General features: G+C 71.5%; 14 protein-coding genes. 6 read left to right on the forward strand and 8 right to left on the reverse strand.

Features of this window, described 5'->3' with window-relative positions:
• The 6 genes from ACZ6KY_RS10245 to iolC all read right to left on the reverse strand — a co-directional run bounded on the left by ACZ6KY_RS10245 (window position 1) and on the right by iolC (window position 8,106).
• Window positions 1-1,410, reverse strand: a complete 1,410-nt coding sequence (locus tag ACZ6KY_RS10245; RefSeq protein ID WP_469309886.1) for an APC family permease — start codon at window positions 1,408-1,410, stop codon at window positions 1-3.
• Window positions 1,411-1,784: 374 nt separating this feature from the next.
• Window positions 1,785-3,287: a CoA-acylating methylmalonate-semialdehyde dehydrogenase gene (mmsA, locus tag ACZ6KY_RS10250; protein ID WP_469309887.1), complete on the reverse strand. Its 1,503-nt coding sequence runs from the start codon at window positions 3,285-3,287 to the stop codon at window positions 1,785-1,787.
• A gap of 14 nt (window positions 3,288-3,301) precedes the next feature.
• Entirely contained in the window at window positions 3,302-5,185 is a 1,884-nt protein-coding gene (gene iolD, locus ACZ6KY_RS10255; protein ID WP_469309888.1) for a 3D-(3,5/4)-trihydroxycyclohexane-1,2-dione acylhydrolase (decyclizing), read from the reverse strand.
• Window positions 5,182-6,024 carry a 5-deoxy-glucuronate isomerase gene (gene iolB / locus ACZ6KY_RS10260; protein WP_469309889.1) on the reverse strand — a complete coding sequence of 281 codons (843 nt, stop codon included), beginning with the start codon at window positions 6,022-6,024 and terminating at the stop codon, window positions 5,182-5,184. Before iolB ends, iolD begins: the two co-directional genes overlap by 4 nt.
• 7 nt (window positions 6,025-6,031) lie before the next feature.
• A complete protein-coding gene (locus tag ACZ6KY_RS10265) occupies window positions 6,032-6,928 on the reverse strand; it encodes a Cgl0159 family (beta/alpha)8-fold protein (protein ID WP_469310126.1) in 897 nt (298 codons plus the stop codon).
• Window positions 6,929-7,032: 104 nt separating this feature from the next.
• A complete protein-coding gene (gene iolC, locus ACZ6KY_RS10270; protein ID WP_469309890.1) occupies window positions 7,033-8,106 on the reverse strand; it encodes a 5-dehydro-2-deoxygluconokinase in 1,074 nt (357 codons plus the stop codon).
• Between the two features lie 129 nt (window positions 8,107-8,235).
• Between iolC and ACZ6KY_RS10275 the strand changes: the two genes are divergently transcribed.
• Together ACZ6KY_RS10275 and ACZ6KY_RS10280 are read left to right on the forward strand one after the other, a co-directional pair.
• Window positions 8,236-9,213 (forward strand): sugar phosphate isomerase/epimerase family protein, encoded by a 978-nt coding sequence (locus ACZ6KY_RS10275; RefSeq protein WP_469309891.1) that lies wholly within the window; start codon window positions 8,236-8,238, stop codon window positions 9,211-9,213.
• A 379-nt stretch (window positions 9,214-9,592) separates the two neighbouring features.
• Window positions 9,593-9,793: a helix-turn-helix transcriptional regulator gene (locus ACZ6KY_RS10280; RefSeq protein WP_355764666.1), complete on the forward strand. Its 201-nt coding sequence runs from the start codon at window positions 9,593-9,595 to the stop codon at window positions 9,791-9,793.
• Window positions 9,794-9,957: 164 nt separating this feature from the next.
• On the opposite strand, the gene ACZ6KY_RS10285 is transcribed toward ACZ6KY_RS10280, so the two are convergent.
• Together ACZ6KY_RS10285 and ACZ6KY_RS10290 are read right to left on the reverse strand one after the other, a co-directional pair.
• The gene (locus ACZ6KY_RS10285; protein WP_469309892.1) at window positions 9,958-11,001 is read right to left on the reverse strand and encodes a zinc-dependent alcohol dehydrogenase family protein; all 1,044 of its coding nucleotides are present in this window, start codon (window positions 10,999-11,001) and stop codon (window positions 9,958-9,960) included.
• A gap of 43 nt (window positions 11,002-11,044) precedes the next feature.
• A complete protein-coding gene (locus ACZ6KY_RS10290) occupies window positions 11,045-13,456 on the reverse strand; it encodes an MMPL family transporter (protein WP_469309893.1) in 2,412 nt (803 codons plus the stop codon).
• A 165-nt stretch (window positions 13,457-13,621) separates the two neighbouring features.
• On the opposite strand from ACZ6KY_RS10290, the gene ACZ6KY_RS10295 reads away from it, so the two are divergent.
• The 4 genes from ACZ6KY_RS10295 to ACZ6KY_RS10310 all read left to right on the forward strand — a co-directional run bounded on the left by ACZ6KY_RS10295 (window position 13,622) and on the right by ACZ6KY_RS10310 (window position 18,132).
• Window positions 13,622-14,293, forward strand: coding sequence for a TetR family transcriptional regulator (locus tag ACZ6KY_RS10295; RefSeq protein WP_469309894.1), 672 nt, complete (start codon window positions 13,622-13,624; stop codon window positions 14,291-14,293).
• Window positions 14,294-14,512: 219 nt separating this feature from the next.
• On the forward strand, window positions 14,513-15,463 hold the full coding sequence (locus ACZ6KY_RS10300) for a PrsW family intramembrane metalloprotease (protein ID WP_469309895.1): 951 nt from the start codon (window positions 14,513-14,515) through the stop codon (window positions 15,461-15,463).
• 94 nt (window positions 15,464-15,557) lie between these two features.
• Window positions 15,558-15,797 carry a heavy-metal-associated domain-containing protein gene (locus ACZ6KY_RS10305; protein WP_469309896.1) on the forward strand — a complete coding sequence of 80 codons (240 nt, stop codon included), beginning with the start codon at window positions 15,558-15,560 and terminating at the stop codon, window positions 15,795-15,797.
• Window positions 15,798-15,888: 91 nt separating this feature from the next.
• Entirely contained in the window at window positions 15,889-18,132 is a 2,244-nt protein-coding gene (locus tag ACZ6KY_RS10310) for a heavy metal translocating P-type ATPase (RefSeq protein ID WP_469309897.1), read from the forward strand.
• Window positions 18,133-18,438 lie beyond the last annotated feature (306 nt).

Raw genomic sequence — 18,438 nt, forward strand, 5'->3', positions numbered from 1 at the left:
TCAGACCTGCGCGTCCTCCGGGATCGACACCAGCCAGCGGGTGTCGCGGCGCGGCCGCAGGTAGAAGGCCCAGTACAGGGTGGCGACGGCGGTGATGCCGCCGGTCCACACCAGGTAGACCGTCTCCTGCTGGGTGAGGACGTAGGCGAGGACGACGATCAGCAGGATCGGCATCGCGGGCCACAGCGGCATCCGCCAGGCGGGGGTGTGGCGGTGGTGGCCGCGCCGGGCGAGCAGGGCGGCGACGGCGACGAGCAGGTACATGGCTGTCACCGCCACGCCCGTGACGCCGTACAGGGTGTCGAGGTTGACGAAGCAGAGGGCGGCGCCGGGGACGCCCACCAGCAGGGTGGCGACCCAGGGGGAGCCGAACCGGCCGAGCTTGGACAGGCCGTTGTTGACCGGCTCGGGCCACGCCTTGTCACGGGCCGAGGCGAACAGGACGCGCGAGTTCTGGATGACCATGACGATGCCCGCGTTGATGATCGCGAGGGCGACGCAGAGGCTGACGAAGGTGCCGACGGCGGAGTTGGACCAGGCCGTGACCATGCTGCTGATGTCGCCGCCGGTGAGCTCCTTGATGTCGGAGGCGCCCATGGTGATGGCGACGACCGGGACCAGGATGACGACCGTGGAGATGGCGAGGGTGGCCAGCACCGTGCGGGCGACGTTGCGCCGTGGGTTCTCCAGTTCCTCGGAGAGGTAGACGGCGGTCGAGAAGCCTTGGGTGGCGAAGAGGGCGATGGCGAGCCCGGAGATGACGAGCATGGCCGTCACGGGGTCGGTGTGCGCGCCGGTCCCGGCGACCTGCATCGAGGTGAGGCTGCCGAGGCCGCGGTGGGCGTGGGTGAAGCCGAGCAGGGCCACGACTCCGGCCGCGATGACCTCGAGGACCAGGAAGATGCCGGTGATCCAGGCGTTGGCGCGCAGGTCGAGCAGTCCGGCGAGGGTGGCCAGCAGCATCACTCCGGCGCCGGTCATCGCCGGGTCGAGGTGCACCAACGGGGCGAGGTAGTCGGCTGTGCCGATGGCGATCACCGGCGGGACGATCATGACCACCAGCAGCGACATCACGAAGACGAGCCAGCCCGCGAGCCGTCCGGCCATCGTGGAGACCATGGCGTACTCGCCGCCGGCGCTGGGGATGAGGGTGCCCAGCTCCGAATAGCAGAACGCCACGGCGATACAGAGCAGCGAGCCGATCGCGATCGTGAGGGCGGTCGCGGTGCCGAGTGAGCCGAAGAGGTCGGGTATGACCACGAACAGCGTCGAGGCCGGGGTCACGCAGGACAACGTCAGCAGGGTGCCTCCGACGACGCCGATGGAACGCTTGAGCGTTCGGGGGTTCCCGGTCTCCGTGGGACCGGCGTCCAGGACGGCGGTCTCGACAGGGCGGAGCGTGTCGGTCATGAAGCGGTTCCGATCGACTCGTGCGTCAGGTGTTCGGGCGGGAGCGATATCGCCTCCGGCGGCTCGCGTCGTACTTCTTCTCGTCCGCTCCCGCGCTGATGGAACCTTGACGGAAACCGTTGCGTCAATGGCCGTTTACCTACGGAATCCGCAAGAGCGAAGCGACGCACGACACATCACTTTCACAGGCCGTGACGCCATCATGTTGCAATCATCAGGATCCACTGGAATGTGACCATGCTTTCAAAGGTGACATCGATCAGTAACCTGCGTCACCCGGTTCATCCCGATGAACGGGAATCGTTGCGGGGGCGTCAAAAAAACGTGAAGCCGTCCGCATAACGGACGGCTTCACTGGGTGGGTCGGCGGGGGCTCAGTGGTTGCGCGGGAAGCCCAGGTCGACGCCCGCAGGTGCCTCCGACGGGTCCGGCCAGCGGGTGGTGACGACCTTGCCGCGGGTGTAGAAGTGCGTGCCGTCGTTGCCGTAGATGTGGTGGTCCCCGAAGAGGGAGTCCTTCCAGCCGCCGAAGGAGTGGTAGCCGACGGGCACCGGGATCGGCACGTTCACGCCGACCATGCCCGCCTCGATCTCCAGCTGGAAGCGGCGGGCCGCGCCGCCGTCCCGGGTGAAGATCGCGGTGCCGTTCCCGAAGGGGGACGCGTTGATCAGCGCCACGCCCTCGTCGTACGTCTCGACGCGCAGCACGCACAGCACCGGGCCGAAGATCTCGTCCTTGTACGCGTCCGACGTCACCGGCACGCGGTCCAGGAGCGAGAGGCCGATCCAGTGGCCGTCCTCGTGCCCCGCGACCGTGTAGCCCGTGCCGTCGAGGACGACCTCGGAGCCCTGGCCGGCTGCGCCCTTCACGTACGACGCCACCTTGTCGCGGTGGGCGGCCGTGATGAGCGGGCCCATCTCGGAGGCCGGGTCGTTGCCGGGACCGATCTTGATCTTCTCGGCGCGCTCGCGGATCTTGGCCACCAGCTCGTCGCCGATGGAGCCGACCGCGACGACCGCGGAGATCGCCATGCAGCGCTCGCCGGCCGAGCCGTACGCGGCGGAGACGGCGGCGTCGGCGGCCGCGTCCAGGTCGGCGTCCGGCAGGACCAGCATGTGGTTCTTGGCGCCGCCCAGGGCCTGGACCCGCTTGTGGTTCGCGGCGGCGGTGGTGTGGATGTAGCGGGCGATCGGGGTCGAGCCGACGAAGGAGACCGCCTTGACGTCCGGGTGCTCCAGGAGACGGTCGACGGCCACCTTGTCGCCGTGCACGACGTTGAAGACACCGTCGGGCAGACCGGCCTCGGCCAGCAGCTCGGCGAGCTTCATGGCGGCCGACGGGTCCTTCTCGGACGGCTTGAGGACGAAGGTGTTGCCGCACGCGATGGCGAGCGGGAACATCCACATCGGCACCATGGCCGGGAAGTTGAACGGCGTGATGCCCGCGACGACACCGAGCGGCTGGCGGATCGACGCCACGTCGACCTTGGAGGCCACCTCGGTCGACAGCTCGCCCTTCAGCTGCACGGTGATCCCGCAGGCCAGGTCGACGATCTCCAGACCGCGCGCGACCTCGCCGAGCGCGTCCGAGTGGACCTTGCCGTGCTCGGCGGTGATCAGCTCGGCGATCGCGTCCCGGTTGGCGTCGAGCAGCGCGCGGAACCTGAACAGGATCGTGGACCGCCTGGCCAGCGAGGACTGACCCCAGGTCGCGTAGGCGTCCTTCGCGGCGGCGACCGCGGCGTCGACCTCCTCGACGCTCGCGAACGCGACCTTCGTGGTCACGGCGCCGGTCGCCGGGTCGGTGACCGGCCCGTACGTACCCGACGCACCCTCGACGGTCTTGCCGGCGATCCAGTGGTCGACGGTCTTCGTCATGGCCATGCACTCCTTCACAGATGGCGGCGTCGGGCGGCGACGTGCCGGTCGTACTCCTCACGTGCCTTGACCGCCGACGATCGGGTCGCGGTCTCGGCCACAGGTACATCCCACCAGGCTTGGGCCGGAGGCGCGCCCGACACTGTGTCTGCCGTTTCGGTCTCCACGTAGACACAAGTGGGAGTGTCCGCCTCACGCGCCTCGGCCAGGGCCGCCCGCAGGTCACGCACGGTCTTCGCGCGTAGGACCCGCATCCCCAGGCTGGCCGCGTTGGCCGCGAGATCCACCGGCAGCGGCGCCCCCGTGTACCTGCGGTCCTCGGCGCGGTAGCGGTACGCCGTGCCGTACCGCTCGCCGCCCACGGACTCCGAGAGGCCGCCGATCGAGGCGTACCCGTGGTTCTGGAGGATGACCACCTTGATCGCGACGCCCTCCTGGACGGCGGTGACGATCTCCGTCGGCATCATCAGATACGTGCCGTCGCCGACCAGCGCCCACACCGGCCGGTCCGGGGCCGCCATCCGGACACCGATCGCGGCCGGGATCTCGTAGCCCATGCACGAGTAGCCGTACTCGACGTGGTACTGGTCCCGCGACCGCGCCCGCCACAGTTTGTGCAGGTCGCCGGGGAGCGAGCCGGCCGCGTTGATCAGGATGTCGTCCTCGGTGACCAGCTCGTCCAGGACACCGAGAACCTGCGGCTGGGTGGGCCGGATGTCGATGTCCTCGGCCTCGTAGGCCGCGTCGACGCGGTACTCCCAGCGCTCCTTGTCGTCCGTGTACTCGGTGACGTACGCGGGCTCGGCGCGGTGCTTGTGCGTCAGCAGCGCCTCGGTGAGCGCCTCCAGACCGGCGCGCGCGTCGGCGATCAGCGGTGTCCCGGCGAGCTTGTGGCCGTCGTACGGAGCGATGTTGAGGTTGAGGAAACGGACCCCCGACGCGCCGAACAGGGTGCCGGAGGCGGTGGTGAAGTCGGTGTAGCGGGTGCCGACGCCGATCACCAGGTCGGCGGTGCGGGCGAGTTCGTCGGCGTTCGCCGTGCCGGTGTGCCCGACGCCGCCGACGTCCTGGGGGTGGTCCCAGCGCAGCGAGCCCTTGCCCGCCTGGGTGGAGGCGACGGGGATGCGGGTGGCGGAGGCGAGTTCGGCGAGCGCCTCCTCGGCGCGGCTGTGGTGGACACCGCCGCCCGCCACGATCAGCGGGCGCCGGGCCTCGCGGACCGCCGCGACGGCGCGGGCCAGTTCACCCGGGTCGGCCGCCGGGCGCCGCACGGCCCAGGTCCGCTCGGCGAAGAACTCCTCCGGCCAGTCGTACGCCTCCGCCTGCACGTCCTGGGGCAGCGCGAGCGTGACCGCGCCGGTGTCGGCCGGGTCGGTGAGCACGCGCATCGCCTGGAGGGCCGCCGGGATCAGCGCCTCGGGGCGGGTGATCCGGTCGAAGTACCTCGACACCGGGCGCAGACAGTCGTTGACCGACACGTCCCCGGCGAAGGGGACCTCCAGCTGCTGGAGCACCGGGTCGGCGGGGCGGGTCGCGAAGACGTCGCCGGGCAGCAGCAGCACCGGGAGGTGGTTGATCGTGGCGAGCGCGGCGCCGGTGACGAGGTTGGTGGCGCCGGGCCCGATGGAGGTGGTGACGGCGTGCGCCGACAGCCGCCCGCACTGACGCGCGTAGCCGACCGCCGCGTGGACCATGGCCTGTTCGTTGCGCCCCTGGTGGTACGGCATCTCGTCGGCGTACTCGACGAGCGCCTGGCCGATCCCGGCGACGTTCCCGTGGCCGAAGATGCCCCAGGTGGCGCCGATCAGCCGGCGGCGCTCGCCGTCCCGTTCGGTGTACTGCGCGGCCAGGAACCGCACCAGTGCCTGCGCGACCGTCAGCCTCGTCGTCGAGGTCATCGGTATCCCCCTGTGCTCTCTGCGTGTCCCGGGTGGAAGCGGATCCGCCACTCCCTGTCCCCGCCCGGTCCCGCCATGACGTTCAGGTAGTACATGGCGTGACCGGGCTGGGCGATGGACGGGCCGTGCCATCCGTCGGGGACGAGGACGGCATCGCCGGTGCGGACCTCGGCGAGGACGTCCGAACCGCCCTCACGGGAAGGGAATACGCGCTGATAGCCGAAACCGTTCGGGCCGTCGATCTCGAAGTAGTAGATCTCCTCCAGCCGTGACTCGACGCCGGGCTCGTCCTCGTCGTGCTTGTGGGGCGGGTACGAGGACCAGTTGCCGCCGGGGGTGATCACCTCCACGGCGATGAGCCGGTCGCAGTCGAAGACGTCCGCGGCGGCGAAATTGCGCACCTGGCGGGCGCAGTCGCCGCTGCCGCGGTCTTCGACGGGGACCTCCGGCGCGGGGCCGTAGCGGGCGGGGAGTCGGCGCTCGCACTTCGCTCCTGCCAGGGCGAAGCGGCCTCCCGCGCCGGAGGCGATCTGGGCCCGGGCCTCACGGGGAACGTACGCGAAGTCGGAGACTCCGTCGAACACACTCCGTCTGCCCAGGAGTTGGAACTCTTCCTCTTCCATGCCGTCTTTGGTGCGCACCGTGCAGCCGCCGCTGAGCGGGAGCACGATCCACTCGCTGTCCCCGGTGGTGAACGTGTGGGTGCCGCCGGGTGCCAGCTCCACGATCCGCAGGCTGCTATGAGTCCAGCCGGCCCGTTCGGGGTCGATGTCGAGGGCGTAATAGGCGTCTGCGGTGGTGCCCTTGGGCACGTACAGCTCGTTGCTCGGACGACTCATGCGGCCCTCACAGCAGTCCTACGGCGGTGTCCACGGCCGCGGCGACATCGCCGTCCGCCGGGTACAGCAGCGAACGTCCCACCACCAGGCCCTGCACGGTGGGGAGTTGGAGTGCCCCGCGCCATTTCTCGTACGCACCCTCCTGGTCCTCGCCGACATCGCCGCCGAGCAGCACGGCGGGCAGCGTGGAGGTCTCCATGACGCGGGCCATGTCGTCGGGGTTCTCGGTGACGGGGACCTTGAGCCAGGTGTACGCCGAACTGCCGCCCAGACCACCGGCGATGGCGATGGACTTGGTGACGGCCTCGGCGCTCAGATCGTTGCGCAGGGTGCCGTCGTCCCGGCGACGGCAGAGGAACGGTTCGACGAAGACCGGGAGTCGCCGCTCGGCCATGGCGTCGATCACCCGGGCGGTGGACTCCAGGGTGCGCAGCGAGCCCGGGTCGTCGTAGTCGATGCGCAGCAGCAGTTTGCCCGCGTCGAAGCCGAGCCGCTCGATGTCCTGCGGGCGGTACCCGGTGAACCGGTCGTCCAGCTCGAAGGCGGCGCCCGCGAGTCCGCCCCGGTTCATCGACCCGATGACCACCTTGCCGTCGAGCGCGCCGAGCAGCAGCAGGTCGTCGAGTACGTCGGCGGTGGCGAGCACGCCGTCGACCCCGGGGCGGGAGAGCGCGAGACACAGCCGCTCCAGCAGGTCGGCGCGCCCCGCCATGGCCAGTTTCCGGTCGCCGACGGCCAGCATGCCGCGCGCCGGGTGGTCCGCGGCGACGATCATCAGCCGACCGGAGCCGTCGAGCAGCGGCCTCCGCACCCGCCGCGCGGCGGCCTCCGCGATCGCCTCGGGGTGCCGGGCCCTGACCTGGACGAGGGCGAGGACGTCGACGCGGGGGGACGGGGGGCGCAGACGGTCGTAGGCGGTGGGGGTGACGGAGCCGGCGGTGAGCGCTCCGGCGGGCGGGGGTCGGTCGCCGCCCTGTTCGTGGTGGGCTCCCCCGACGTGCCCCGCCCTCACCGCACCGCTCCTGCGGCGAGGGCCTGTTCGACCTCGTGCGGGGTGGGCATCGCGGAGGAGCACTCCAGGCGGGAGGCCACGATGGCACCCGCCGCGTTCGCGTGGCGCATGATCCGCTCCAGGTCCCAGCCGGCGAGCAGTCCGTGGCAGAGGGAGCCGCCGAACGCGTCGCCCGCGCCGAGGCCGTTGAGCACCTCGACCGGGAGAGGCGGGACCTCGGCGGTGGTCCCGTCGCGATGGACGGCGAGGACGCCCTTGGGCCCCTGTTTCACCACGGCGAGTTCGACACCGGCTTCGAGGAGGGCGGTGGCAGCGGCGTGCGGCTCGCGCTCTCCCGTGGCGATCTCTACCTCGTCGACATTGCCGACGGCGACGGTGGCGTGGCGCAGGGCCTCGGCGTAGAAGGGGCGCGCGGCCTCGGGATCGCCCCAGGCCGCGCCGTTCGAGGCGGCCAGATCGTTCGAGGCCGCGCCGTTCCCGGCGGTGCTGCCCCCGGCCGTGTCCTTCCGGGCCGCGTCGTTCCAGGCTGCGTCGTTCCAGGCTGCGTCGTTCCAGAACATGGGACGCCAGTCGAGGTCGAAGACCGTCGTACCGGACCGGGCCCGGTGGGCCAGGGCGGCGAGCGTGGCCGTGCGGCTCGGCTCCGCGCAGAGCCCCGTGCCCGTCATCCAGAAGACGCGGGCGTCGCGCACGGCGCCGAGGTCGAGTTCGTGGGCCTCGATCTCCAGGTCGGGGGCCTTGGGCTGCCGGTAGAAGTAGAGCGGGAAGTCGTCCGGCGGGAAGATCTCGCAGAAGGTGACGGGGGTCGGCAGCCCGGGGACCGCGGTGACCCAGCGGTCGTCGACGCCGAAGTCGCGCAGCGCCTCGTGCAGATAGGTTCCGAAGGGATCAGCGCCCGTCCGGGTGATGACGGCCGTGCGCCGTCCGAGCCGCGCGGCGGCCACCGCGACATTGGTCGCCGAGCCGCCGAGGAACTTGCCGAAGGAGGTCACCCGGGACAGCGGGACCCCCGTCTGCAACGGGTAGAGGTCCACACCGATCCGCCCCATGGTGATCAGCTCGTACGCCATCGAGTTCCCTTCCCTGCGACCCCTACGGCTGCCCCCAGGTCTAGTGCCGCACGCGAAGCCTGTCAACGTTTTGTCCAGACATTCGGACGACGCTTGACACCTCTCCGGAGCCGCCCGAAGCTGACGGCCATGACGTCGTTGCCACCTCAGTCATCGCCGCGGCCACAGCCCGAGCCCTCGTCGGAGTCGTCACCGCTGTCGTCGCCTCCGTCCTCACTGTCGCGCATCCGGATCGGTTCGGCTCCCGACTCCTGGGGCGTCTGGTTCCCCGACGACCCACGGCAGGTCCCCTGGCGGCGCTTCCTCGACGAGGTCTCCGGATCCGGCTACGAATGGATCGAGCTCGGCCCGTACGGCTATCTGCCGACCGATCCGGACATCCTCAGGGAGGAGACCGCGCGCCGCGGACTCAGCGTCTCGGCGGGCACGGTCTTCACCGGGCTGCACCGGGGTCCCGAGGTGTGGGAGTCCACCTGGGCGCACGTCTCGGACATCGCGGCGCTCGCCCAGGCGACGGGCGCCGGGCATCTCGTCGTCATCCCGGCCTTCTGGCGGGACGACAAGACCGGCGCGGTGCTGGAGGACAGCAGGCTGACGCCGACCCAGTGGCGCCATCTGACCGCCCAGACCGAGCGGCTCGCCCATGAGGTGCGCGAGCGCTACGGGCTGAGGATCGTCGTCCACCCGCACGCCGACACGCACATCGACAGCGAGGAGAACGTCACGCGTTTCCTCGACGCGACCGACTCCTCGCTGGTGTCGCTGTGTCTGGACACCGGCCACTACGCCTACTGCGGCGGCGACAGCGTCAAGCTCATCGAGACGTACGGCGAACGCGTCGGCTACCTCCACCTCAAGCAGGTGGACCCGCTGGTGCTGGCCGGCGTACGGGCCGAGGAGCTGCCGTTCGGGCCCGCCGTCGCGCGCGGCGTGATGTGCGAACCGCCGTCCGGCGTACCGGCGCTGGAGCCCGTCCTCGCCGCCGCGCAGGACCTCGGCGTCGAGCTCTTCGCGATCGTCGAGCAGGACATGTACCCGTGCCCGCCGGACAAGCCACTGCCGATCGCCCGGCGCACCCGGGCGTTCCTGAGGTCCTGCGGGGCGTGAGAGCCGCACCACGACGACCCGCCGGGCGCTCGGGGCGCGGCGGGTCGTCGGCCCCGCCCGCGAGGAGCCGCGGAAGGCACCCCGCGGGCCGGTACGGAGACCGTCGCGCGGACGACGGCGGAAACCGTTCTGTGGAGAACCTCACCGGCAACCGCCCGCCCCTCGGTGGCCAATGCGTCACTCGTGTCACAAAAAACACCCCCGTGTCACACATGTCGCGTATACGCGGGTCTTCCGTCACACCCGGTCGACAGCCACAGCCCAGCGCTCACGCTGCGTCGTTCACGGGGCACACGCTTTGTGATCACCAGCGCAGCGCCCGGCTCCCCCGACGACCGCCCCAGGCCGCCGCCGCGGTGCGCGCAGGGAGGTGCCACTCATGACCGACCGCAGGCTCTGGTCGTACAAGGAGATCGCCGCACACATCAAGGTGCAGCCGGACACGGTCCGGTCCTACCGCAAGCACGGGCTGCTGCCGCCGCCCGACCACGTCGAGGCCGGAAAGCCCTACTGGTACGCCGACACCGTCCGAGCCTGGGTCGCCTCCCGCCCAGGAAACCGGGGCCGCAGAGACACCTGACCCGCCGGCCCGGTGCCTCACCCAGTCCCTCGCCGACGGGGCACCCCGTTGCCTCCCCGGTGGGGCACTGGGTGAGGCACCGCCCAACTGGATCACCCTCGCGCCGAGTTGGTTCCAGGCACTCGCACGGCCCGACGGCCGTCCCCCGCACACCTCGACGACCGTCAGCTCCAGGGCTCGATGACCGTCACCCCCGAACCCGGGGCCGATCCCATGGCGGCCAGGGCGGCGGGTGTGGCGTCCAGCGGGATGGTGGAGGTCACGAGGAGGTCGGGGCGGAGTACGCCGGCGCGGACCAGCTCCAGCAGGGGCGGGTAGGCGTGGGCCGCCATTCCGTGGCTGCCGAGGAGTTCGAGTTCGAGGGCGACCACCCGGGCCATCGGGACCGGGGTGGCGCCGGTCGGTGAGGGCAGCAGGCCGACCTGGACGTGCCGGCCGCGACGGCGCAGGCCGTCGACCGAGGCCGCGCAGGTGGCGGGCGAACCGAGGGCGTCCAGCGACAGATGCGCGCCACCGCCGGTCAGTTCACGGACCGCCTGGGCCGGATCCACCGCGCCGGAGGCGTCCACGCACTCCGCCGCCCCGAACTTCCGTGCCAGGTCGAGCGCCGCGGGTGAGACGTCGACGGCCACGACCCGTGCCCCGGACGCCGCCGCGATCATCACCGCCGAGAGGCCGACACCGCCGCAGCCGTGCACCGCGACCCACTCCCCCGCGGCCACCCTCCCCTGCGCGACCACGGCGCGGAACGCCGTGGCGAACCGGCAGCCCAGCGAGGCCGCCGTCGCGAAGGACAGCTCCGGCGGCACCGCGATCAGGTTCACCTCGGCGTGGTCGAGCGCCACGTACTGGGCGAAGGAACCCCAGTGCGTGAACCCCGGCTGGGTCTGCCGCTCGCACACCTGCTGGTCGCCCGCCGCGCACGCGGGACAGCTTCCGCAGGCGCAGACGAACGGAACGGTGACCCGGTCGCCGGGACGCCAGGCGGTCACTCCGGCGCCCACCGCCTCGATCACCCCGGCGAGTTCGTGCCCCGGCACATGCGGCAGCGTGATGTCCGGGTCGTGGCCCATCCAGCCGTGCCAGTCGCTCCGGCACAGCCCGGTGGCCTCGACCCGCACCACGACCCCGTGCCGCGCGGGCGCCGGGTCCGCCACGTCCCGTACCTCGGCCGGCTCCCCGTACCGCTCGAACACCACTGCCCGCATCGGCTCCCGCCCTCCGCTCGGAGATCAGCTTCCCCGGGGAACGCTAGCCGCGCGCCTCGGCCTTGTCCCGGCCGGGCTCCGCCTCCGGCGAGGACTCCGCGTCCGGCGAGGACTCCGCCGCCGGTGCCGACTCCGCGTCCGGGGCCGGTGCCGGTGCCGTGTCCGGGGTCGCGTCCGGGGCGGGCTCCCGTGCCTCCCCCTCGCTGAGTCCGAACCGGTCGTGGAAGCGCCGCAGCGGTCCTGGCGCCCACCAGGTGGCCCTGCCCGTCAGGCGCATGACCGCCGGGACCAGCAGGCTCCGGACGACCATCGCGTCCATCAGCACGGCGAGCGCGACGCCCAGTCCGAGCATCTTGGTGTTGGCCACGCGGGAGGTGCCGATGGCGACCATCACCACCGCGAGGATGACCGCCGCCGCGGTGATCAGTCCGCCGGTGCGCTGGAGCCCGAAACGGACCGCCTCCCGGTGGTCGCCGGTGTGGTCGTACTCCTCCTTGACGCGGGAGAGAAGGAACACCCCGTAGTCCATGGAGAGGCCGAAGGCGACGCAGAACATCAGGACCGGGAGGGTCGTCTCGATCGAGCCGGAGCTGGTGAAGTCGAGGAGGCCGGACAGGTGTCCGTCCTGGAAGACCCAGACCACCGCACCGAACATCGCGGTCAGGCTGAGCGCGTTGAGCAGCACCGCCTGGACCGGGATCAGCACGCTGCCGGTCAGCAGGAACACCAGGAACAGCGTGACGATCGCGATGAACGCGGCCGCCCACGGGAGCCGGTCGGCTATCGCGTGCTTGGAGTCGACCAGCACGGCCGCCGTGCCGGTCACGGAGGTGTCGAACGGGGCGTCCGTAGCGCGGAGTTCGCCCACCAGCCGCTGGGCCCCCTCGTCCACGGCCTCGCCCTTGGGCAGCACCGAGAAGTAGGCGGCGTCACCCTTCACCAGGGGCCCGTCCACGCGCAGCACCTCCGGCAGCGCGGCGATCCGCTCCCGGTACCGGGCGTACTGGGTCGCGGTGGCCGGGCCCTCGGCCAGGACCTCCAGAGCCCCGCCGGGGCTGCCCGGGAAGCCGTCGCGGATGTGCTGCTGGACGATGTGCGACTCCGCGCCGGAGGGCAGCTGCCGGTCGTCGGCCGTGCCGAACTTCACGCCCAGGAAGGGCAGTCCGAGGACGATGAGGCCGGCCGTGGTGGCCACCGCGAAGAGCGGCGCCCTGCGCATCACGAGGGAGGCCATGCGTCCCCAGAGGGCTCCGGCGTCGGCCGGATCCGGCCTTCCGCGCCGGAACAGGCGCCTCAGGTCGAGGGAGTTGACCCGGTCGCCGAGGAGCACCAGCGCCGCGGGGAGCAGGATCAGGGCGGCCGCCGCGGCCAGCAGCACGACGGCGATGCCCGCGTAGGCGAAGGAGCGCAGGAAGTACTGCGGGAAGACCAGCATCGCGGCCAGCGACACGGCGACCGTGAGGGAGGAGAAGAGCACCGTGCGGCCCGCGGTGCGCAGGGTGGTGCCGACCGCGGTGCGCGGTGGGACGCCGGTGGCCAGCTCCTCGCGGAACCTGCGGACGATGAACAGGGCGTAGTCGATGGCGAGACCGAGACCGAGGGCCGTCGTCAGGTTCATCGCGAAGACCGAGACGTCCGTGACCTCGGTGAGTCCGCGCAGCACGGCGTTGGTGCCGAGGATCGCGATGATCCCGACCCCCAGCGGGAGCAGGGCCGCGACGGCGCTCCCGAAGACCATGACCAGCAGCAGGAGGGTCACCGGAAGGGCGATCATCTCGGCCCGGGTCAGGTCCTCCTTGATGGTCGTCTGCATCTCGTGCCGTACGGCGACCGGTCCGCCGATCTCGACCTCGACGGGGCCGCTCTTCCCGCGGTAGGAGGGTGCGAGGCGGTCCAGGGTGTCGGCCGCGGCCGTCTCGTCGCCGGTGATCCGGGCGGCGATCAGCGCCTCGTGGCCGTCGCGTGCCTTCAGCGCGGGTGAACCGGACTGCCAGTAGGAGCCGACGCCGGTGACGCCGTGCTCGGCGGCCAGGCGTGCCGCTATCCGCTTGGCCTCGGCGGCGACCGAGGGGTCGTCGACCGAGGCTCCGCCCGCGTCGAGCAGGAGCAGCAGATTGGGCTGCGAGGCGGGGAACTCCCGCTCCAGCGCCTTGGTCGCGTAGGTCGACTCCGCGGTCGGGTCCTCCCAGCCGCCGCTGCCCAGCCGGTCCGCGACCCCGCTGCCGGCGACCACGGCGAGCGCGGTCAGCAGGAGGGCGACGAGCAGGGAGAGCCGTGGCCGCGCGGTGACGAACCGGGTCCACCCGCCGAGCCGCGCACCCCCGTCCGAGCCCGCACCCCCGTCCGAGCCCGCACCCCCGCCGGCGCCTCTGCCCGCACCCCCGCCAGAGCCCTCGCGGATGCCCTCGTCGGGCCTCGCTCCGGGCCCGTCATCGGCGCCGTTGACTTCGGACATGTTGCGGTGTCCCCTTCACCGTGACCCGATGAGCCGCATGCGTGCAGGCATCATGGATCGCCCATTGCCATAGAATGGCAAACACGAGTCATCGCTCGCGTTTTTCAAGAATGCGAGCGACCACTCGTGTTTGTCAATCGCGTCCCGAGAAGCTGGGGATAACCCGTGCCCGAGAAGCAGCAGACCGAGGAGTCGCCGACGCCGCAGCGCGCCGAAGAGAAGCCGCGCCGCCGCCAGGCCCGCGGCGAGCGCCGCATCGCCCAGCTCCTGGAGGCGGCGGCCTCGGTGTTCTGCCAGTCCGGCTACACGGCGGCGAGCACCAACGCCATCGCCCGCGAGGCGGGCGTCTCACCCGGCACGCTCTACCAGTTCTTCCCGAACAAGGAGGCCATCGCGGTCGGCCTCAGCGACCAGTTGCTGGAGCACTGGACCCGGTCGCACGGACAGGCGCTCAGACCCGAGAACATCGGCCTCCCGCTGGACCGGATGCTCGACGCGGTCCTCGACCCGCTGATCGCGTTCAACGTCGAGAACCCGGCCTTCGCCGTCCTGATGCACGGCCCCGACGTCCCGGGAGCGATCATCGAGGAGATCGGCACCGTGCACTGCACCCTCCTCGCCCGCGTCGAGGAGATGATCGCGACCCGCGTGCCGGACCTGCCGCCCGACGAGCGCACCCGCACGGCGAACATGGCGCTCCACCTCTTCAAGGCCGGCCTCACCCTGGTCATGTCCCACGAGGGCGCCGAACGGGACGCCTACATCGCGGAGCTGAAGACGGTCATGCGCCGCTATCTGGAGCCGCTCCTCGAAGGCGGGCCGCCCGCCGGCCGCTGAGCCGCGCCGGACGGGGCGGCACCAGCGCTCCGCTCTGCGACATCAGGGACATGTGCCATAAGGTTCGGACAAAACGATCAGCGATCCGTGGTATCGATCCATCCACGCGCCCCCGCGTCACACACCCGTGTCACACACCCGTGGGCCGCCCCGATGCGTCGGAACGCGGGTCCCCCGTCCGAACCCGCGGGTCCGCCCCCGAGGGACAAAGGGATGGCCGTGACCCAGAATCAGCCACCGGGCGCACCCCGGGCCCGCATTCCCGGACCGCAGCAGCCCCCGCCGCCGTACCCCCGGATCCCCGTCGGCCTCTGGAAGCGCTGCCTGGGTCTCGGGCTGACCCTCTGGGCGCTGACCGCGATCGTCACGTACGCCACGAAGAGCGCCACGCCGTTGCCGACCCTGATCCTGCTCGGCAGCTTTCTGGCGCCCGTCGTCTTCGTGCTCTGGGCGTACGAGCGGCACGGCCGCGACCTGGGCGTGAACCTGGTCCTCGGCTGTTTCCTGGCCGGCGGCACCCTGGGGGTGCTCGGCGTGTCCGTGATGGAGTACCAACTGCCGCGCCCCTCGCTGGGGATGTACGTCGGTGCCGGACTGATCGAGGAGGCGGTGAAGCTCGGCGCGCTGATGTACGTGCTGCGCCGGCACACCCGGATCCGCGGGCCACGGGCCGGCCTGGTGCTCGGCGCGACGCTCGGGTTCGGCTTCGCGGCCCTGGAGAGCGCGGGAGGCGCCTTCGGCGCGGCCGTGTCCCTTCAGGGGGTCGACGTACGCACACTCCTGGAGACCGAGGTGCTGCGCGGGGCGCTCACCCCGTTCGGTCACGGCCTGTGGACCGCGGTCACGGGCGCGGTGCTGCTGGCGTACCGCCGCCCGGACGGGCGCTTCCGGTTCACCGCTCCGGTGCTCGGCGCCTGCCTCGGCGTGTCCCTGCTGCACGCCCTGTGGGACTCCACGCACGGGATCGCGCTGTGGCTGGTGGCCCGGCTGAGCCGTACGGGACTCGACCGGACGCTGTTCGGTCCTGGCCGGCCGACGCGAACCGGCGGCGGACAGGACCACCTCTTCACGCTGTTCTCGGTGGGCGGCCTGTTCCTCGTCGCACTCGCGGGGGCGGCCTGGGCGCGCTCGCTGGCGCACCGCGACCGTACTTGGAGAAATACCCCCTAGGGGTATAGTGTGGTGAACATCGAGGGGAACCCTGGGTTCCCAGGGATCCCTCCCGCACACGCACGCACCGGACGCCTCGATGAGGAGTAACGCCATGACCGCCCAGACCGGCACCCAGGGTTCCGTCACCACCGTCTACCAGGTGAGCGGCATGAGCTGCGGACACTGCGAAGGCTCCGTCAGCGGAGAGATCTCCGGGATCCCCGGCGTGAGCTCGGTGAAGGCCGTCGCCTCGACCGGCGAGGTCACCGTCGTCTCCGACGCCGCGCTCGACGAGGGCGCCGTCCGCGCCGCGGTGGACGAGGCGGGCTTCGAGCTCGTCGGCCCGGCCTGAGCGGGACCAGCAGCTCTTCTCCTCCGCACCGGGCCGTGCCGACCGGCTGATACCGGCTCCGCGCGGCCCGGCCCATTCCTGGAGCCGGACCATGACCACCGCAGCACCCGAGACGCCCATAGGCACGACCTCGGACATCGAGCTCTCCATCGGCGGGATGACCTGCGCCTCCTGCGCGGCACGCGTCGAGAAGAAGCTCAACCGCATGGACGGCGTCACCGCCACCGTCAACTTCGCGACGGAGAAGGCCAAGGTCTCCTACCCCGAGGGGGTACGGGTCGCCGATCTGATCGCCACCGTGGTGAGGACGGGCTACACCGCCGAGGAGCCCCCGCCGCCCGCGGCGCCCGAGGAGGCGGAACCGCCCGCCGACGACGACCCCGAAACGGCCGCCCTGCGCCAACGGCTGACCGTCTCCGCGCTGCTCGCCCTGCCCGTCGTCCTCATGTCGATGATCCCGGCCCTCCAGTTCGACAACTGGCAGTGGCTCTCGCTGACGCTCGCCGCGCCCGTCGTGGTCTGGGGCGGGCTGCCCTTCCACCGGGCCGCCCTGACGAACGCGCGGCACGGCGCGGCCACCATGGACACCCTGGTCTCGGTCGGCACCCTCGCCGCGTTCGGCTGGTCCCTGTGGGCACTGTTCTTCGGCGACGCGGGGATGCCGGGCATGCGGCACGGCTTCGAGCTCACCGTCTCCCGTACGGACGGGGCGTCCACGCTCTACCTCGAGGTCGCCGCGGGCGTCATCGCGTTCATCCTGCTCGGCCGCTTCCTGGAGGCCCGCTCCAAGCGGCGCGCGGGAGCGGCGCTGCGGGCGCTGATGGAGCTCGGCGCCAAGGACGTCCAGGTCCTGCGGGACGGCCGTGAGATCCGCCTGCCCGTGGCGCGGCTGACCGTCGGCGACCGCTTCGTCGTACGGCCGGGCGAGAAGATCGCCACGGACGGGACCGTCGTCGAGGGCGCGTCGGCCATCGACGCGTCCATGCTGACCGGGGAGTCGGTGCCGGTGGACGTGAGTGTCGGGGACGCCGTCACCGGTGCGACCGTGAACGCCGGGGGCCGGATCGTCGTCGAGGCAACCCGGATCGGCGCGGACACCCAGCTCGCGCGGATGGCCCGGCTCGTCGAGGACGCGCAGAACGGCAAGGCCGAGGTGCAGCGTCTCGCCGACCGGATCTCCGGGGTCTTCGTGCCCGTCGTGCTGGTCATCGCGCTCGGCACGTTCGCGGCCTGGATCGCGGTCACCGGCGACACGGTCGCGGCCTTCACCGCCGCCGTCGCGGTGCTGATCATCGCCTGCCCGTGCGCGCTCGGCCTGGCGACTCCGACCGCCCTGATGGTCGGCACCGGCCGGGGCGCCCAGCTCGGCATCCTCATCAAGGGGCCCGAGGTCCTGGAGTCCACGCGCCGCGTCGACACCGTCCTCCTGGACAAGACCGGCACCGTGACGACGGGACGCATGAGCCTGCACGAGGTCCACGTCGTCGAAGGCACCGCCGAGAAGGACGTCCTGCGGCTCGCCGGAGCCCTGGAACACGCCTCCGAGCATCCGATTGCCCGAGCTATCGCGACAGGCGCTCAGGAGCGCACGGGCGGCCTTCCGGCGCCGGAACACTTCGAGAACGTGCCCGGCCGCGGCGTACGCGGGCGGGTGGACGGCCACGACGTCACCGTCGGCCGGTTCCCGGGCGCGCTCCCCGAAGCGCTTGCGGGCGCGAAGAGCGCGGCCGAGGCGGCGGGCCGTACGGCCGTCGTGGTCGCCCTGGACGGCGCTCCGGTGAGTGTCGTGACCGTCGCCGACACGGTCAAGGAGACCAGCGCCGAGGCCGTCCGCGAACTGCGCGCCCTCGGACTCACGCCGATGCTGCTGACCGGGGACAACCGGGCGGTCGCCGAGGCCGTGGCGCGGGCGGTCGGCATCGGCTCCGCCGACGTGATCGCCGAGGTGCTGCCCGAGGACAAGGTCGCCGTGGTCCGGCGGCTGCAGCGCGAGGGGCGGACCGTCGCGATGGTCGGGGACGGGGTGAACGACGCGGCGGCGCTCGCGACCGCCGATCTGGGCCTCGCGATGGGCACCGGGACGGACGCGGCGATCGAGGCGAGCGACCTCACGCTCGTGCGCGGCGATCTGCGGGTGGCCGCGGACGCGATCCGGCTGGCGCGCAGCACCTTGTCGACGATCAAGGGAAACCTGGTCTGGGCCTTCGGCTACAACGTGGCGGCGCTTCCGCTGGCCGCCGCCGGCCTGCTGAACCCCATGATCGCGGGAGCCGCGATGGCCTTCTCGTCGGTCTTCGTGGTCACGAACAGCCTTCGACTGAGAGCATTCGCGTGACGACGGACCATGAGTCCCCCTAGAGTCCAACGCGAGCCTCACATAAGCTCTTCACAAGGCTCGCGCATCTTCCTTACGCTTGGTCCTCGATTCCCGTATCGGGGCTCTTGCCTATCTTCAGGACATATGCAAGAGACTCAGATCACAGTGATGTGAACGTAACCACCGAAGGGGTTCGTCAGTCTAAGTTGGCGATGTCAGAAGCGTCTTGGGGGGCGCGACTGGCATCTGGGGATGTCTTGGGGGACGTTCCCGGAAATTGCGTCGCCGGGGCACGTACAGCGGGGAGCTTTGAGCGGCCCTCCC

The organism is Streptomyces sp. NPDC042002 (assembly GCF_055588305.1).

What these genes read in the sequence shown, in the direction of transcription:
- ACZ6KY_RS10245 (WP_469309886.1), bottom strand. Translation starts at nt 1,410, where the DNA reads ATGACCGACACGCTCCGCCCTGTCGAGACCGCCGTCCTGGACGCCGGT.
- mmsA (WP_469309887.1), bottom strand. Translation starts at nt 3,287, where the DNA reads ATGACGAAGACCGTCGACCACTGGATCGCCGGCAAGACCGTCGAGGGT.
- iolD (WP_469309888.1), bottom strand. Translation starts at nt 5,185, where the DNA reads ATGACCTCGACGACGAGGCTGACGGTCGCGCAGGCACTGGTGCGGTTC.
- iolB (WP_469309889.1), bottom strand. Translation starts at nt 6,024, where the DNA reads ATGAGTCGTCCGAGCAACGAGCTGTACGTGCCCAAGGGCACCACCGCA.
- iolC (WP_469309890.1), bottom strand. Translation starts at nt 8,106, where the DNA reads ATGGCGTACGAGCTGATCACCATGGGGCGGATCGGTGTGGACCTCTAC.
- ACZ6KY_RS10275 (WP_469309891.1), top strand. Translation starts at nt 8,236, where the DNA reads ATGACGTCGTTGCCACCTCAGTCATCGCCGCGGCCACAGCCCGAGCCC.
- ACZ6KY_RS10280 (WP_355764666.1), top strand. Translation starts at nt 9,593, where the DNA reads ATGACCGACCGCAGGCTCTGGTCGTACAAGGAGATCGCCGCACACATC.
- ACZ6KY_RS10285 (WP_469309892.1), bottom strand. Translation starts at nt 11,001, where the DNA reads ATGCGGGCAGTGGTGTTCGAGCGGTACGGGGAGCCGGCCGAGGTACGG.
- ACZ6KY_RS10290 (WP_469309893.1), bottom strand. Translation starts at nt 13,456, where the DNA reads ATGTCCGAAGTCAACGGCGCCGATGACGGGCCCGGAGCGAGGCCCGAC.
- ACZ6KY_RS10305 (WP_469309896.1), top strand. Translation starts at nt 15,558, where the DNA reads ATGACCGCCCAGACCGGCACCCAGGGTTCCGTCACCACCGTCTACCAG.
- ACZ6KY_RS10310 (WP_469309897.1), top strand. Translation starts at nt 15,889, where the DNA reads ATGACCACCGCAGCACCCGAGACGCCCATAGGCACGACCTCGGACATC.